Here is a 13,985-nt window from a genome sequence, read left to right on the forward strand (position 1 = left end):
ACGACTGATGGCCTAAGGATACTAAAGTGGCGCCTATTGTCACTGGTCGTTACAGCTAATGACTCTAGACTCAAATAAGCTCCCCGTGGAACCGCCCTCAACCCGTCAGCCCAGTACGGAGAGTACGCAGTGGAAAACACCAGGAAATTCAACAGTTTTGCCGAATTCTACCCTTACTATCTGAGCGAGCATGGCGACAGCACCTGTCGTCGCCTGCATTTCGTCGGAACCAGCCTGGTCATCTTTATTCTCGCCATGGCCGTCGGCCGCTCGGCCTGGTGGTTGCTGTGGGTCCTGCCAGTGGCCGGCTACAGCTTTGCCTGGGTCGGACATTTCTTCTTCGAGAAGAATCGTCCGGCAACCTTTCAGCATCCTTTCTACAGCCTGCTGGGCGATTTCGTCATGTACCGCGACATGCTGCTGGGCAAGGTGCCATTTTAGGCGCCACGCTTCAGGCCTCGGCGGACAGCAATGCGTCCCATGCGGTCACTGTCAGGCCCGGCGCGCGGCCTAGACTGAAGGCAGGACCCACAGAACAAGAAAGGACCGTCGATGAATGTCCAGGCCCGCTTTACCCATATGCAGGACGGCACCGAGGAAGACTGGGCGATCATCGCCGCCGACTTCAGCGCCTACGCCCGGCAACTGCCGGCACGGATCCTGGCCCACCTGAAGCTGCTGGAAGGGGATTTCGGCGGTTTCCCGGTGGATCGCCTGACCCACTCGCTGCAAACCGCCAGCCGTGCCTGGCGCGACGGGCGGGACGAGGAGTACGTGGTCTGTGCCCTGCTCCACGATATCGGCGACACCCTCGGGTCCTACAATCACCCGGATATCGCCGCGGCGATCCTCAAGCCGTTTGTCAGCCCCGAGAACCTGTGGATGGTGGAAAAACACGGGATTTTCCAGGGCTACTACTTCTTCCATCACCTGGGCATGGATCGACACCTGCGCGAACAGTTCAGCGAGCATCCGCAGTATCAGCCGACCATCGAGTTCTGCGCCCGCTATGACGCCGCGGCTTTCGATCCGGCCTACGACACCCTGCCCCTGGACTTCTTCGAGCCGATGTTGCAGCGCCTGTTCGTCCAGCCGAAGCACTCGATCTACAAGGCGGCAATGGAACAGCAGTCGGCCTGAAGGCCATATGATCGTTCCCACGCTCCGTGTGGGAATGCCTCTCAGGACGCTCTGCGTCCGCTCCGGATCTGTGACGCGGAGCGTCACGGCCGGCATGCCCACGCAGAGCGTGGGAACGATCGTCAACCGGGCTGCGCGACCTTTTCCAACTCCAGCTTGAGCTGGGCCTCGCGAGCCTGGGCATCCGCCAGTCGATACAGCTCGATGGTGCCGTCCCAATGCTCGATCAGCGCCGTACAGGATTCGACCCAATCACCGCAGTTGAGGTACTCCACCTCACCGACCTGGCGGATCTCGGCATGGTGGATATGCCCGCAGACCACACCGTCCAGGCCACGCTTCACGCATTCGTGGGCAATCGCTTCCTCGAAGTCGCTGATAAAGCTGACCGCGGTCTTGACCTTGTGCTTGAGGTAGGCCGACAGCGACCAGTAGCCATAACCGTAGCGCGCCCGCCAGTGGTTCAGCCAGCGGTTGAGGGTCAGGGTGAACTCGTAGGCCGAGTCGCCGAGAAAGGCCAGCCAGCGGTGGTAGCGGGTGATGACGTCGAACTGGTCGCCGTGGATCACCAGCAGCTTGCGACCATCGGCGGTGACATGCACCGCTTCGTCCACCAGCTGGATATTGCCGAGGATCAGCTTCGAATAGCGGCGCAGGAATTCATCATGGTTACCGGTGACATAGATCACCTCGGTGCCGCGCTTGCTCATGGTCAGCAGACGACGGATCACGTTGGTGTGGGCCTGGGGCCAGTACATGCCGCTGCGCAGTTTCCAGCCGTCGATGATGTCTCCGACCAGATAGACCCGGTCGGCGTGGTAGCCCTTGAGGAACTGCGACAGATGCTCCGCCTGGCAATCACGGGTGCCGAGGTGCACATCGGAAATCCACAGGGTTCGCACACGTTGCTTACGGCTGGGTTTGGCGAGCTCCGCACGGGTCATGGGCATTCTCCGGATTTTTCCTGAGCTTGCACCGGGGCAGTTAATGCCCCATGACATTCCCACGACAGTCTGATGACAGCCGCCGAGCTGGTGTAACCGCTGTAAGTTCAACCGGTATAGACTGCGGACTTGCCGAGGAGACCGCCATGGGACCGTTCCTGACCCTGCGCCACTACAGCGACGAGTTGATCGTCCACAGCCACGCCCACGCCCAACTGGTGTTCGGGCTGTCCGGTCGGCTCGACTTCGAAATCGAGGGGCGCGGCAGCCGGGTGGTACGGCAGAGCGTCGCGGTGATTCCCTATGACGCCCATCACACCTGCGGCAGCCCGGACGGCAGTCGCTGCCTGGTGCTGGACGTACCGGACGAACACTGGCTGGTGCAATCCCTGGGCGACCATGCCGATGCCAGCCGGCGCCTGCTCGACAATCCCGGGCCCCGGCCGCTGAATGCCAGCCAGGACCAGTTGGTGCACTGGTTGGCCAGCAGTCCGGTGCATGACCCCCTGATCGCCCGGCAAGGTGCCGTGCTGCTGCTCGCCAGTCTGAACAGCGCCTCCGGTTTCAGCGACGGCAAGCGCCTGCCCATGGCGGCGCTGGACGCCCATATCGACCGCCATGCCGCACGTCCGCTGCAGGTCGCCGACCTGGCGCGGATCGCCGAGCTGTCCAATGCCCGTCTGCATGCGCGATTCATGGCCGAATGCGGACAGACGCCCATGGACTACATCCGCAGTCGCCGGCTGCGACTCGCCCTGGGCATGTTGCGCGAATCCACATTGCCCATCGGCGAGATCGCCGAGCGCGTCGGCTACAGTTCCCAGAGCGCCTTTTCCGCTGCCGTGCTGCGTGAGTTCGGTGCCTCGCCCGGCGCCCTGCGCCGCGAGCCTGGCGACAACTAGCGCGAGGCCCGCGACAGACGGCGGCGCGCCCGCCACTCTAGACTGCAGCCTTGTGAACCCGTGCTTCCAAGGACTGCAATGACTCCCCGTTCCGCCCTGGGCGCCCTGCATATCGGCGCATTGATGTTCGGCCTGACCGGTGTGTTCGGCAAACTCGCCGCCGCCTCTCCCGCCATCATCGTCTTTGGCCGTGCCGCCTTTGCCGTGCTCGCACTCGCGCTGTTCGCCGGTCTGGCCCGCAACGGCGGCTGGCAACGCCTGCAGGCCCGGGACTGGCGTCGATTGGCGCTCAGCGGCCTGTTGCTGGCGGGACACTGGGTGAGCTTCTTCATCTCGGTAAAAGTCGCCGGTGTCGCCATCGCCACCCTGGGTTTTGCCAGCTTCCCGGCCTTTACCGTGATCCTCGAAGGGCTGATTTTCCGCGAACGCATCCGCCTCAACGAAATCCTCCTGGTGCTGCTGGTGAGTATCGGCCTGGTGCTGGTCACGCCGGATTTCGACCTCGCCAGCGAGGCCACCAGCGGCCTGCTCTGGGCGGTACTGTCCGGGTTGCTGTTCGCCCTGCTGTCACTGGCCAACCGGGCCGGCTCGGCACGGATTGCGCCGGTGCAGGCGGCGCTGTGCCAGAACCTGGTGGTTGCCGCCTGCCTGCTGCCCTGGGCGGCACCCGGTCTGGGTGCAGTGCACGCGCTGGACTGGTTGTGGATCGGCCTGCTGGGGATCTTCTGCACCGGCGTCGCCCACAGCCTGTTCGTCGCCAGCCTGGCGGTGATCAAGGCCCGCACCGCCGCCGTGGTCTTCGCCATGGAGCCGGTATACGGCATCAGTGCCGCCTGGTTACTGTTCGGCGAGAACCCGAGCCTGCGCATGCTGCTGGGCGGCGCGCTGATCATTGTCGCCATCGTGTTGTCGAGCGTGCTGGGCCCGGCAGCCGCTCCGAAAACAGCGGAAATCGCCTCGACCCATTGATTTTCGGGGACTGTCCTATACTTCGAGCATCCGCAACAGCCAGCCGTCGTTATCCGGATACAAGGGCTGCTCGGCAACAGCGGCAGTATTCCAGGCAGTAGCTCGATGCCAGTTGCCCTCCTACTCAAACTGTGGAGGGTTTATCCATGGATTTCATCAGTCTCCTGATTCAACTGGTCAGCGGCGCGGTGGGCGGTAATGTCGCGGGCGCCGCCAGCGACAAGTACAGCCTGGGCCCCTGGTTCAATTCACTGGCCGGTGGTATCGGCGGGGTCCTGCTGACGCAGATACTCTCGGTCATCACCAACGGCAGCCTGGGGGGCAATGTCGGCGACATGGACCTGACCGCCATTGTCAGCAGCATCGCCGGTGGTGGTGTCGGCGGTGCGGTCCTGAGCCTGATCGCCGGGTTTATCAAGGCCAAGCTGAGTGCCCAGTAGACCGGCGCCGGGGGTCCCTGCGTGATGACGTCATTGCCGCCATTGCGCGGCAATGACGTCGACACTGCTCAACGCGACTCGTTGTGGCCCAGGTCACGCTCGGGGTCGATCTGGTCGCGTACGCGCTGCTTGAGCACCTTGGCCTCGGGAAAACCGCCGTCGACCTTGCGCTCCCAGATCTGCACCGCGTCGCAGGTGATACGGAACACCCCGCCGGTCCCCGGTTCCAGGGACACCTTGCCGAGATCGTCGGCGAAGGTGCTCAACAACTCCTGGGCCAGCCAGGCAGCACGCAGCAGCCATTGGCACTGGGTGCAGTAGGTGATGACGATTTCCGGTTTACCTGCGGACATGATTGGCTTGGGCTCCTGGCTGATCGGGCACCGCTATAATAGCGCCCTTTCATGCTTGCCCAGAGATCCGTGATGCGCCGCCTGCTGTCTTGCCTGTTGCTCTGCCTGCTCCCCCTCCTGTCGCATGCCGCCGAACCTCCGCGGCCGAAGGTCGGCCTGGTGCTGTCCGGTGGCGCGGCCCGTGGCCTGGCGCATATCGGCGTGCTCAAGGCCCTCGAGGAACAGGGCATCCACATCGACGCCATCGCCGGTACCAGCATGGGCGCGGTGATCGGCGGCCTGTATGCCTCCGGCTACAAGATCGACGAGCTGGAAAAGCTGGCCCTGGATATCGACTGGAAACGCGCCCTGTCCGATGACCCGCCACGCGAGGACATGCCCTTTCGCCGCAAACAGGATGACCGCGACTTCCTGGTGAAACAGAAACTCAGCTTCCGCGATGACGGCAGCCTCGGCCTGCCGCTGGGGGTGATCCAGGGCCAGAACCTGGCCCTGCTGCTCGAAAGCATGCTGGCCCACGCCAGCGACACCCGTGATTTCGACAAGCTGCCGATTCCGTTCCGTGCCGTCGCCACCGATATCGCCAGCGGTGAAAAAGTCGTCTTCCGCAAGGGTCACCTGCCCAAGGTGGTCCGTGCCAGCATGTCGATCCCGGCGGTATTCGCCCCGGTAGAGCTGGATGGCCGGCTGCTGGTGGATGGCGGCATGACCGATAACATCCCGGTGGATGTGGTGCGGGAAATGGGTGTCGATATCGCCATCGTGGTCGATATCGGCACTCCGCTGCGCTCGCGCAAACAATTGAACACAGTGGTCGACGTGCTGAACCAGTCGATCACCCTGATGACCCGGCGCAATTCGGAAGAACAACTGGCGACCCTGCACCGCGACGATATCCTGGTCCAGCCGGCCCTGGCGAGTTACAGCGGCACCGACTTCGGCCGCGCCAGGGAGATCATCGAGGCCGGCTACCGGGCGGCGCGTATTCTCGACGCGCGCCTGGCCGCGCTGCGCCCGCAGCAAAAAACCGATCCCGAATTGAATGCTGCCCGCACACCGGAACAACGCACGCCGATCATCACCGCCATCAAGATCGAGAACGACTCGAAAGTCGGTGACTCGGTGATCCGCTACTACATCCGCCAGCCCCTCGGCGAACCGCTGGACCTGGGCCGCCTGCAAACGGACATGGGCACGCTCTACGGCCTGGACTACTTCGAGCAGGTGCAATACCGGGTGGTGCACAAGGGCCAGGACCACACACTGGTGATCAGCGCACGAGGCAAACGCAGCGGCACCGACTACCTGCGCCTGGGGCTCAACCTCTCCGACGACCTGCGCGGCGACAGCGCCTTCAATATCGGCGCCAGTTATCGGGTCAACGGCATCAACCGCCTCGGCGGCGAATGGCTGACACGCTTCCAGATCGGCGACACACAGGATCTCTACAGCGAGTTCTACCAGCCGCTGGACGAGGGCTCGCGCTACTTTGTCGCGCCTTACATCAATGCCCAGTCACAGAACGTCGAGGCCACCCTCGACAGCGACCCGATCGCCGAGTACCGGCTGGAACGTTATGGTTTCGGCCTCAACCTGGGACGGCAGATCGCCAATAACGGGGAGATCCGTTTCGGCATCGGCGAAGCCTGGGGCAAGGCCGACGTCAAGATCGGCGATCGCGACCTGCCGCGGGTGAGCTTCAGCGAAGGCTTCTACCAGTTGAAGTATTCCTTCGACTCCCTCGACAACGTCTACTTCCCCCACACCGGCGAAGACATCGGCCTGACCCTGCGCCAGTTCGATCCCAGCCTCGGCTCCGACCAGCGCTACCGGCAGTGGGAGTTCAAACTGGACAAGGCCCTCAGCCAGGGACCGAACACCTGGATCCTCGGCGGTCGCTACGGGCGCACCCTGGACAAGGCCGAAGTGGTGACTTCGAGCTTTCTGCTCGGCGGTGCCCGGCAACTGTCGGGTTTCCGCCAGGATTCGGTCACCGGGCAGAACATCAGCCTGATGCGCGCCGTGTATTACCGACGCCTGACCCCACGCTCCTACCTGCCGCTGGATTTCCCTTTGTACATGGGCGCTTCGCTGGAGCGTGGCCGGGCCTGGAACAACGACAACCAGTTCGACAGCGGCTACATCAACGCCGCCAGTGTCTTCCTCGGCTTCGACACACCGCTGGGCCCGCTGAACTTCAGCTACGGGGTCAATGACGACAATCAGCAGGCCCTCTACCTCAACCTCGGGCAGACCTTCTGAAGCCGAAGACGACAACGCCGCACGGGTCAGGTGCGGCGTTGTCGGTGAAACGCTGATATCAGCGGATACTGGCGAGCAGCGTGCGAGCGGTCTGCTTCAAGGCCTCATCACCTTCTCGTAGCAACTCATGCAGCAGTTGGCTGGCATTGTCCAGGTCACCGATATTGATGCAGGTCTGTGCCTGTTCCAGCTTGCTCGCGGTGGCCTGTTCACGTTCCAGGCTGTCGAAATCCACTTCCAGCGGCTCGATATCCAGGGGCTGGTCATCGTCCATGAAGCTGTCGAGGAAATCGTCGTCCAGCGTATCGCCCACCAGCGGCAGGGTCAGTTCGGTTTCGGCAACCCGCTCGGGCTCCGGCTCGGCAAAATCGCTGAGGAACTGCTCGTCAGGCATCTCGAGCACTTCGGGGAGTTCGTTGAGGTTGCTGGCGAATACCGGATCGGCAGCGGCCAGTACCGGCGACTCGGGGGCCGTCTTGCTCCGCTGCTGCGGCGCATTGTCGAACGGACTGACCAGGTCCCAGTCGGCATCCATCGACAGGTCATCGAGATTGAGCTGGAATTCATCCTCCAGCGGCTTGGCCTCGGCCTTGGGCACCGTCTCCATCCATTCGGCGGCGAGCACCGGCGCGGCTACCGCGGCGACGGCCGCTGCAACCGGCACCACCGGAGCGCTCGCGGGCGTGGGCGCTGGTGCAGGGGACGCAACGGGGGTCGGTGCCGATACAGGTGCCGAAGCGGCTTGCAGTTTCGGGTGTTTGGAACGCAGGTCGCGCAAGGTCGACTCGCTGAAGCCGGACGCCAGCAGACTCTGCTCTTCGACCCCATAGCCGGCACTGTCGCCCTGCTGGGCCAGCACATCCAGCAGGCGCAGGCGCAGGTCCGTGCGCTGGGGCTCCTTGAGCATGGCTTCGCGCAGAATACCGGCGGCCTCGCTGAAACGGCCGTAGGCGATATAGATGCTCACGCCCTCAAGGGCGTCCGGAACTTCATTGGTCTCGCGCCGGGCTGCCGCCTGCGCTTCGACCACCGGCTCGATCCGCGCGGCGGCTGCGCTGGCGGCCACCGGCGCGACGGCGGGCACGACCCGACTGACCATCGGCGAATCCTGAAGCACCGGCGCAACCGGCACCGGCTCGATTGCAACTTCGGCCAACTGCCGCCGCCGCCGCACGATCAGGGCCGCGGCCAGTAACAGGACCAGCAAGGCCAGTGCGGCCAGGAGCAGCAGGCTGAAGCCGCCGGACTCTTCGGCGACGACGGGAGCCGGCACTACCGGCGGGGACACCGGAGCCGGTACGGCGACCGGCGCGGCAACCGCCCTGGTCTTGAGCTCCGCCAATTGGGCCTGCAATTCGCCCAGTTGCTTCTGGTCGCTGGCGATCTGCTCATCCTGGGTCTTCAGCCTGACCTGCAATTCATCGGCGTTTTTCTGCAACTGCTGGTTTTCCAGCGTCGCCACAGCCAACTGCTCGGCGGTTTGCGCAACTTCGGCCGCCGGGACCGCAGGAGCCGCCTGGGTCGCCGTCGTTGCAGGAGAACCCGGCACGACCGCCACATCCGGCAGCAACAGGCTCTGGCCTACCGTCAGCCGCTCGCTGCCGGGATTGAGGGCGCGGATACCCTGGGACAAATCATTGACGCTGGCCTGGCTGCCGGCCTCACGCAGGCGTCTGGCAATGATCCAGGCACTGTCGCCCTTGACCACCGTATAACGCTTGCCCTGGGTAGCTGGTGGTGGCGCGACGTCCACCAGCGGCGCCTGCGGCTCCAGCGCGGCACTGCGCGCCGGCAGGTTATAGGCGCTGGAACCACCACTGCCCGGCGGATCGAGCAGCACCGTGTACTCGCGCAGCAAACGACCGTTGGGGCGGTTGACCTGCACCAGGAAATTCAGGAAAGGCTCGCTGACCGGCTTGTTCGACTGCACCTGGATCACACTGCGGTTACCCCGCAGGATCGGCGTGAAGCGCAGGTCATTGAGGAAAAATACCCGCTCGACGCCAGCGCGGGTGAACTCTTCGGGCGTCGCCAGGCTGACCGAGAGCTCGCCCTCGGCCAGGTCGCCCGGATCGACCAGGGCTATTTCCGCATTGAGCGGCTGATTGAGCGCCGAATGCAGGGTGATATCCCCCAGCCCCATGGCCGAGGCCAGTGCCGAATGCAGCAGTGACACCGCTGCCACCGCCATCCAGCGCAAGCGGATTCTGGTCACCGGGGACTTTTCAGTGGAGCACCGCAACACGGACTGCAAACTCTCGAGCATGAGCTTCCCTTAAGAAGGCCGGAATACCAACACAATACACAGAACCAGTAACTCTTATAGTCTGCCGGCCGGAGATTCTCCAAATCCGGCAGAACGGGAACTACGTCAGGACTTTTCCAGGTTGGCCAGGATCCGGCTGTGAACCCGCATGCAGATCCGCAACTCTTCGTCGTCGACGCCCACGAACAGCTCATGGCGCAAGGCGGTGGCAATGGTTTCGATCTGTTCGATCAAGGGGCGGGCCGAGGGACAGAGTACGATCTTCTTGGCCCGACGGTCTTCGAGTACGGCCTGGCGCTGTACCAGTCCCTGGGTTTCCAGGCTGTCGAGCAGACGCGCCAGGGTCGGCCCTTCGACGCCGACGCTCTGTGCCAGCTCACGCTGGGTTGGCGCCTCGGAAAAACGTGCCAGGTGCAGCAATACCAGCCAGCGCGCCTGTGACAGGCCCAGGCCGGCGAGGCGGCGATCCAGCTCGGCGCGCCAGCCTCGGGACATGTGCGCCAACTGCATGCCAAAACGGTGTTCATCGGTTAACGACATAAAAGACTCATGGTTAGACTGAAAATAGACAAAACTAATTATTAGTCAGCTAAGCATGGAGCCCGGCTGGAGGCAAGGCCTGCGCTGTGTGCAAACATGACTTGTCGCAATTAAAACAGCGATGGTGTCGGGAATATTCCATTTCCCTCTCCTTATAGTTCGAATTCGGATTGCAAGGCTGCCCGCACACAGTACAGGACACCCTCGGGTACACGCCCGGCGAATTGCGCGGCGATCTCGGTCACGGCAGGCAATTCGCCTTCGCCGTCGAGGAACGCATCCTGCACCTCGCCGAGCAGATCCTCGGGCAGGTCCAGGGCTTGCTCCAGCGACAGTTGCTGGCGGCTGATGGCTTCGGCCAGCAGGGTATAGACGTTCTTTTCCGAGCATTGCAACTGGCCGGCAATCTGCAGCGGCGTCATACCGGCACGGGCCAGGCTGATCAGTTCGTGGCGGATATCGGCCACCACCTTGGGGGCCTCGACCTCGCCTCCCAGCACTTCGAGGAAGGCCTCGCCGTAACGCTCCAGCTTGCGCGCGCCGACGCCGCTGACCCGGGCCATCTCCGCCAGCGAGGTCGGCTGGCTGCGCAACATCTCCAACAGCGTGGAGTCGGGGAAGATGACATACGGCGGCACGCCATGCTCCTCGGCCAGCTTGCGCCGCAGGGCACGCAGGGCTTCCCACTGCTCGCGCTCCTCGCCGCGCACCAACTGGCTGGCCGGGCTGGCGGAGACGCTCTTGGCGCTGGTCTGCGGCTTGAGCTCGCGGCGCAATTCCAGGGTGACTTCACCGCGCAACAACGGTCGACAGCTGTCGGTCAGGCGCAGGCCGCCGTAGCCTTCCAGGTCGATATCCGCCAACCCGCGGGCCACCAGTTGCCGGAACAGCGAGCGCCACTCGCCCTCGCTGCGCGCCTTGCCCACGCCGAACACCGCCAGGTGCTGGTGGCCGAAACTGCGGACCTTGTCGTTCTCCTTGCCCAGCAGCACATCCACCAGGTGGCCGACGCCATAACGCTGCCCCGTGCGGTAGATCGCCGACAGTGCCTGGCGCGCCGGCTCGGTGGCGTCCCAGGTCTGCACGCCGTCGACGCAGTTGTCGCAATGCCCACAGGGTTGCGGCATGTCTTCGTCGAAATAGGCCAGCAGGGTCTGGCGCCGGCAACGGGTTTCTTCGCACAGCGCCAGCATGGCATCGAGCTTGTGATGCTCCAGGCGCTTGTGGCGCTCGTCGCCCTCGGAGTTCTGCAGCATCTGCTTGAGCATCACCACGTCCTGCAGGCCGTAGGCCATCCAGGCATCCGCCGGCAGGCCGTCGCGACCGGCACGACCGGTTTCCTGGTAGTAGGCTTCGAGGGACTTGGGCAGATCGAGGTGGGCGACAAAACGCACGTTGGACTTGTCGATGCCCATGCCGAAGGCAATGGTCGCGACCATGATCAGGCCTTCCTCGTTGAGGAAGCGCTTCTGGTTGGCCGCCCGGGTTTCGTTGGGCAGGCCGGCGTGATACGGCAACGCCGGAAAGCCCTGCTCGCAAAGGAGCGCGGCCACTTCATCGACCTTCTTGCGCGACAGGCAGTAAACGATCCCCGCGTCGCTACGGCGCTGCGAGAGGAACGCCAGCAACTGCTTGCGCGGCTGCTCCTTGGGCACGATCCGGTAGAAGATATTCGGCCGGTCGAAACTGGAGAGAAAACGTTCCGCGTCCTGCAGGTGCAAGCGGTTGACGATCTCTTCGCGGGTACGCTTGTCGGCGGTGGCGGTCAGGGCGATACGTGGCACATTCGGGAACATCTCGGCCAGTTGCCCGAGTTGCAGGTATTCCGGCCGGAAATCGTGGCCCCATTGCGATACACAGTGGGCTTCGTCGATGGCGAACAGGGCGATATCGAGGTTCTGCAGGAACGCCAGCATGCGCGGCTGCACCAGGCGCTCGGGAGCGAGATAAAGCATCTTCACCTCGCCACGACGGATCCGCGCGGCCAGGTCGCGTTGCTGTTCGGCACTCAGGGTGGAATTCAACGACGCGGCCGCCACACCGAGCTCTTCCAGTGTCGCGACCTGGTCGTCCATCAGCGCGATCAAGGGCGAGACCACCACCGCGAGCCCGTCGCGCAACAATGCCGGAACCTGGAAACACAGCGACTTGCCGCCGCCAGTGGGCATCAGGACCAGGGCGTCGCCGCCGTTGGCCACGCGCTCAATAATGGCACCCTGGCGACCACGAAAGCTGTCGTAACCGAAGATGTCCTTGAGGACGCGTTGAGCCTGTTCGAGCATAACCACTCCAAAAATCACCGAAACGCCCCTGCCTCAAGGCTGGTCGAAAACCCGTCATTTTCACGGAAAAAACCGTAAGCGGGGATTTCTCCAGCCATCGCCGCCATCGGCAGGGCATCACAAAACGCGGCAGTATACCCGAGCACTCCACGGCAAAGGGCAATGCCGCTCGGTCAAACCGGAGACTTATTCATCGCTAAAACCGCGCAAATCTACGTGCTTGCTGGCCTGCACGCTCAAGAACGCCTAGAATTCAGCATCGTTTATTCCCAAGGTAGCCCTCCATGTCCTTCGCTGAGCAACTCACCCGCCTGCAAGCCTTCCTCGACGCCGACGAGCTGCACGAAGAAGCGCTGGACTATGTGGCCGCCCATGGCTACCTGACCGCGCTGTCGATCTGTTCCGAGGTGGTGCCCGATCGCGAATGGATCGATGCCCTGTTCGCCGAAGAGCCGCACTACAGCGATGCCGCCCAGCGTGAAGAAATCGAAGCCACGCTGCTTCAGCTCAAGGCCCATATCGCCCGCCAGCTGGCTTCCGATGAAGAGTTCGAGCTGCCGTGCGACCTCGACCTGGGCGACGATCCGGACGATTCCGATCTGCGCGGCTGGTGCATCGGTTTCATGGAGGGCGTATTCCTGCGCGAAGCCGCCTGGTTCGAAACCGCCGAGGAAGAAGTCAGCGAAATGCTCCTGCCGATCATGGTCGGTTCGGGCCTGTTCGACGAACAACCGGAGTTCTCCGACATCGCCGCCGACGCCAACCTGATGGACGACATGATCGTACAGATTCCGGAAGCCCTGACCGCGCTGTACCTGCTGTGCAACGCGCCCGACGAGAAACCTGCACTCCTCAAGCCTCGCCACCACTGAGTCGCGACCCGTGGCGGCAAGCCCCACGGGCAAGCGCTCGCCGCTCGTGCGCTACGCACTGCTGGCCATCGGCTGGTTGAGCGTGGCGCTGGGGGTGGTCGGGATCTTCCTGCCGGTCTTGCCGACGACGCCCTTCCTGCTGCTGGCGGCCGGCTGTTTTGCCCGCAGCTCACCGCGATTCTACCGCTGGCTGGTGGAGCATCCGCGTCTGGGTCCGTGGATCCGCGACTACCTCGATGGCAACGGCATCCCGCTCAAGGGCAAGGTCTACGCCATCGGCCTGATGTGGCTGAGCATCGGTTTTTCCTGCTATCTGGTGCCGCTACCCTGGGCCCGCGGCTTCATGCTGACCAGCGCGGTCCTGGTAACGATCTATATCCTGCGCCAGAAGACCCTGGAACCGCGACGCTAGGCACCGTGATTGCGCTGGTAGGTGTCGCTGCCCATGGCCCGGATCTGTCCCTCGATCAGTGCTTCGAACGGTTTCAGCAAGGCACCGAACGAAGTCGGCCGTTCCAGGGTTTCCAGCGCCTGGACAATCGCCTCCACCGTCGACAGCGCCCCCGGTTCCGGAGCCTTGCGCAAGCGATAGCGGGACACCGCGCCCGGCCCCAGGGTGACTCTCGGCAAAGCCGCCAGCAACGGATTCAGGTACAGCAGCTTGCGCGCCTTGCGCCAGGTGCCGTCAGGAACCACCAGCAACAAGGGTTCAGCCTCCTCGGCCGGCCGGTAGGCTTGCAGCAACTGTGCATCGTCTGCCGGAAACAGCAGTCGCGCCTGATAGCCGGGCGGACTCAGCAACGCCGGCAGATCCTCGAACACTTCACCCACGCGCAACTCGGCATTGGTCAGCCCCAGGGTCGCCAACCGCGCCGTATTCAAGGCGTGGCCGACTTCGCTCGGATGTTGCAGCACCAGCACGCGGGTGCGGCTGTCGAGTCGCGGGATCAGTGCGCACAGGCAATGCGTTTCGGGGCGCAGGCAGCACTCGCAGCGAGCTCTGGACATGAAGAGG

The 13,985-nt window shown here is 63.7% G+C and carries 14 protein-coding genes; 8 read left to right on the forward strand and 6 right to left on the reverse strand.

All coding sequences use genetic code 11. The annotated features are described in order from the left end of the window. Positions 1 to 129: 129 nt before the first annotated feature. Both HX851_RS36855 and HX851_RS36860 read left to right on the forward strand, forming a co-directional pair. Entirely contained in the window at positions 130 to 441 is a 312-nt protein-coding gene (locus tag HX851_RS36855; RefSeq protein WP_177060286.1) for an Mpo1-like protein, read from the forward strand. A 111-nt stretch (positions 442 to 552) separates the two neighbouring features. Next, positions 553 to 1,140: an HD domain-containing protein gene (locus HX851_RS36860; protein WP_177060284.1), complete on the forward strand. Its 588-nt coding sequence runs from the start codon at positions 553 to 555 to the stop codon at positions 1,138 to 1,140. Positions 1,141 to 1,262: 122 nt separating this feature from the next. Here the strand turns inward: HX851_RS36860 and HX851_RS36865 are convergent, their stop codons facing one another. Then, entirely contained in the window at positions 1,263 to 2,084 is an 822-nt protein-coding gene (locus tag HX851_RS36865) for a UDP-2,3-diacylglucosamine diphosphatase (protein ID WP_177060283.1), read from the reverse strand. A gap of 146 nt (positions 2,085 to 2,230) precedes the next feature. Here HX851_RS36865 and HX851_RS36870 point away from each other — a divergent pair, with 146 nt between their 5' ends. From HX851_RS36870 to HX851_RS36880, 3 genes are all read left to right on the forward strand, one after another. After that, a complete protein-coding gene (locus tag HX851_RS36870; protein ID WP_177064779.1) occupies positions 2,231 to 2,986 on the forward strand; it encodes a helix-turn-helix transcriptional regulator in 756 nt (251 codons plus the stop codon). Positions 2,987 to 3,064: 78 nt separating this feature from the next. Continuing rightward, a complete protein-coding gene (locus HX851_RS36875; RefSeq protein WP_177064777.1) occupies positions 3,065 to 3,955 on the forward strand; it encodes a DMT family transporter in 891 nt (296 codons plus the stop codon). A gap of 146 nt (positions 3,956 to 4,101) precedes the next feature. Then, positions 4,102 to 4,395: a hypothetical protein gene (locus HX851_RS36880; RefSeq protein WP_177060277.1), complete on the forward strand. Its 294-nt coding sequence runs from the start codon at positions 4,102 to 4,104 to the stop codon at positions 4,393 to 4,395. Positions 4,396 to 4,463: 68 nt separating this feature from the next. Here HX851_RS36880 and HX851_RS36885 read toward each other — a convergent pair whose 3' ends face one another. Further along, a complete protein-coding gene (locus tag HX851_RS36885; RefSeq protein ID WP_177060274.1) occupies positions 4,464 to 4,748 on the reverse strand; it encodes an Rdx family protein in 285 nt (94 codons plus the stop codon). A gap of 72 nt (positions 4,749 to 4,820) precedes the next feature. Here HX851_RS36885 and HX851_RS36890 point away from each other — a divergent pair, with 72 nt between their 5' ends. Continuing rightward, positions 4,821 to 7,010, forward strand: a complete 2,190-nt coding sequence (locus tag HX851_RS36890) for a patatin-like phospholipase family protein (protein ID WP_177064876.1) — start codon at positions 4,821 to 4,823, stop codon at positions 7,008 to 7,010. 58 nt (positions 7,011 to 7,068) lie between these two features. Here HX851_RS36890 and HX851_RS36895 read toward each other — a convergent pair whose 3' ends face one another. The 3 genes from HX851_RS36895 to recQ form a co-directional block, all read right to left on the reverse strand. Further along, the gene (locus HX851_RS36895; protein ID WP_501037611.1) at positions 7,069 to 9,225 is read right to left on the reverse strand and encodes a motility hub landmark protein FimV; all 2,157 of its coding nucleotides are present in this window, start codon (positions 9,223 to 9,225) and stop codon (positions 7,069 to 7,071) included. A gap of 156 nt (positions 9,226 to 9,381) precedes the next feature. Beyond that, the gene (locus tag HX851_RS36900; protein ID WP_017124498.1) at positions 9,382 to 9,816 is read right to left on the reverse strand and encodes a MarR family transcriptional regulator; all 435 of its coding nucleotides are present in this window, start codon (positions 9,814 to 9,816) and stop codon (positions 9,382 to 9,384) included. 152 nt (positions 9,817 to 9,968) lie between these two features. Beyond that, entirely contained in the window at positions 9,969 to 12,098 is a 2,130-nt protein-coding gene (gene recQ / locus HX851_RS36905; RefSeq protein ID WP_177060271.1) for a DNA helicase RecQ, read from the reverse strand. Positions 12,099 to 12,382: 284 nt separating this feature from the next. Between recQ and HX851_RS36910 the strand changes: the two genes are divergently transcribed. Beyond that, positions 12,383 to 12,970, forward strand: a complete 588-nt coding sequence (locus HX851_RS36910; RefSeq protein ID WP_177060270.1) for a UPF0149 family protein — start codon at positions 12,383 to 12,385, stop codon at positions 12,968 to 12,970. Further along, a complete protein-coding gene (locus HX851_RS36915; protein WP_370590396.1) occupies positions 12,942 to 13,382 on the forward strand; it encodes a YbaN family protein in 441 nt (146 codons plus the stop codon). Before HX851_RS36910 ends, HX851_RS36915 begins: the two co-directional genes overlap by 29 nt. Here the strand turns inward: HX851_RS36915 and HX851_RS36920 are convergent. Next, positions 13,379 to 13,978: a tRNA-uridine aminocarboxypropyltransferase gene (locus HX851_RS36920; protein ID WP_177060268.1), complete on the reverse strand. Its 600-nt coding sequence runs from the start codon at positions 13,976 to 13,978 to the stop codon at positions 13,379 to 13,381. The genes HX851_RS36915 and HX851_RS36920 overlap by 4 nt on opposite strands. Positions 13,979 to 13,985: the final 7 nt, after the last annotated feature.

Origin of the sequence: Pseudomonas gingeri, assembly GCF_013385635.1 — a bacterium.
In the GTDB taxonomy this organism is placed as follows: Bacteria; Pseudomonadota; Gammaproteobacteria; order Pseudomonadales; family Pseudomonadaceae; genus Aquipseudomonas; species Aquipseudomonas gingeri_A.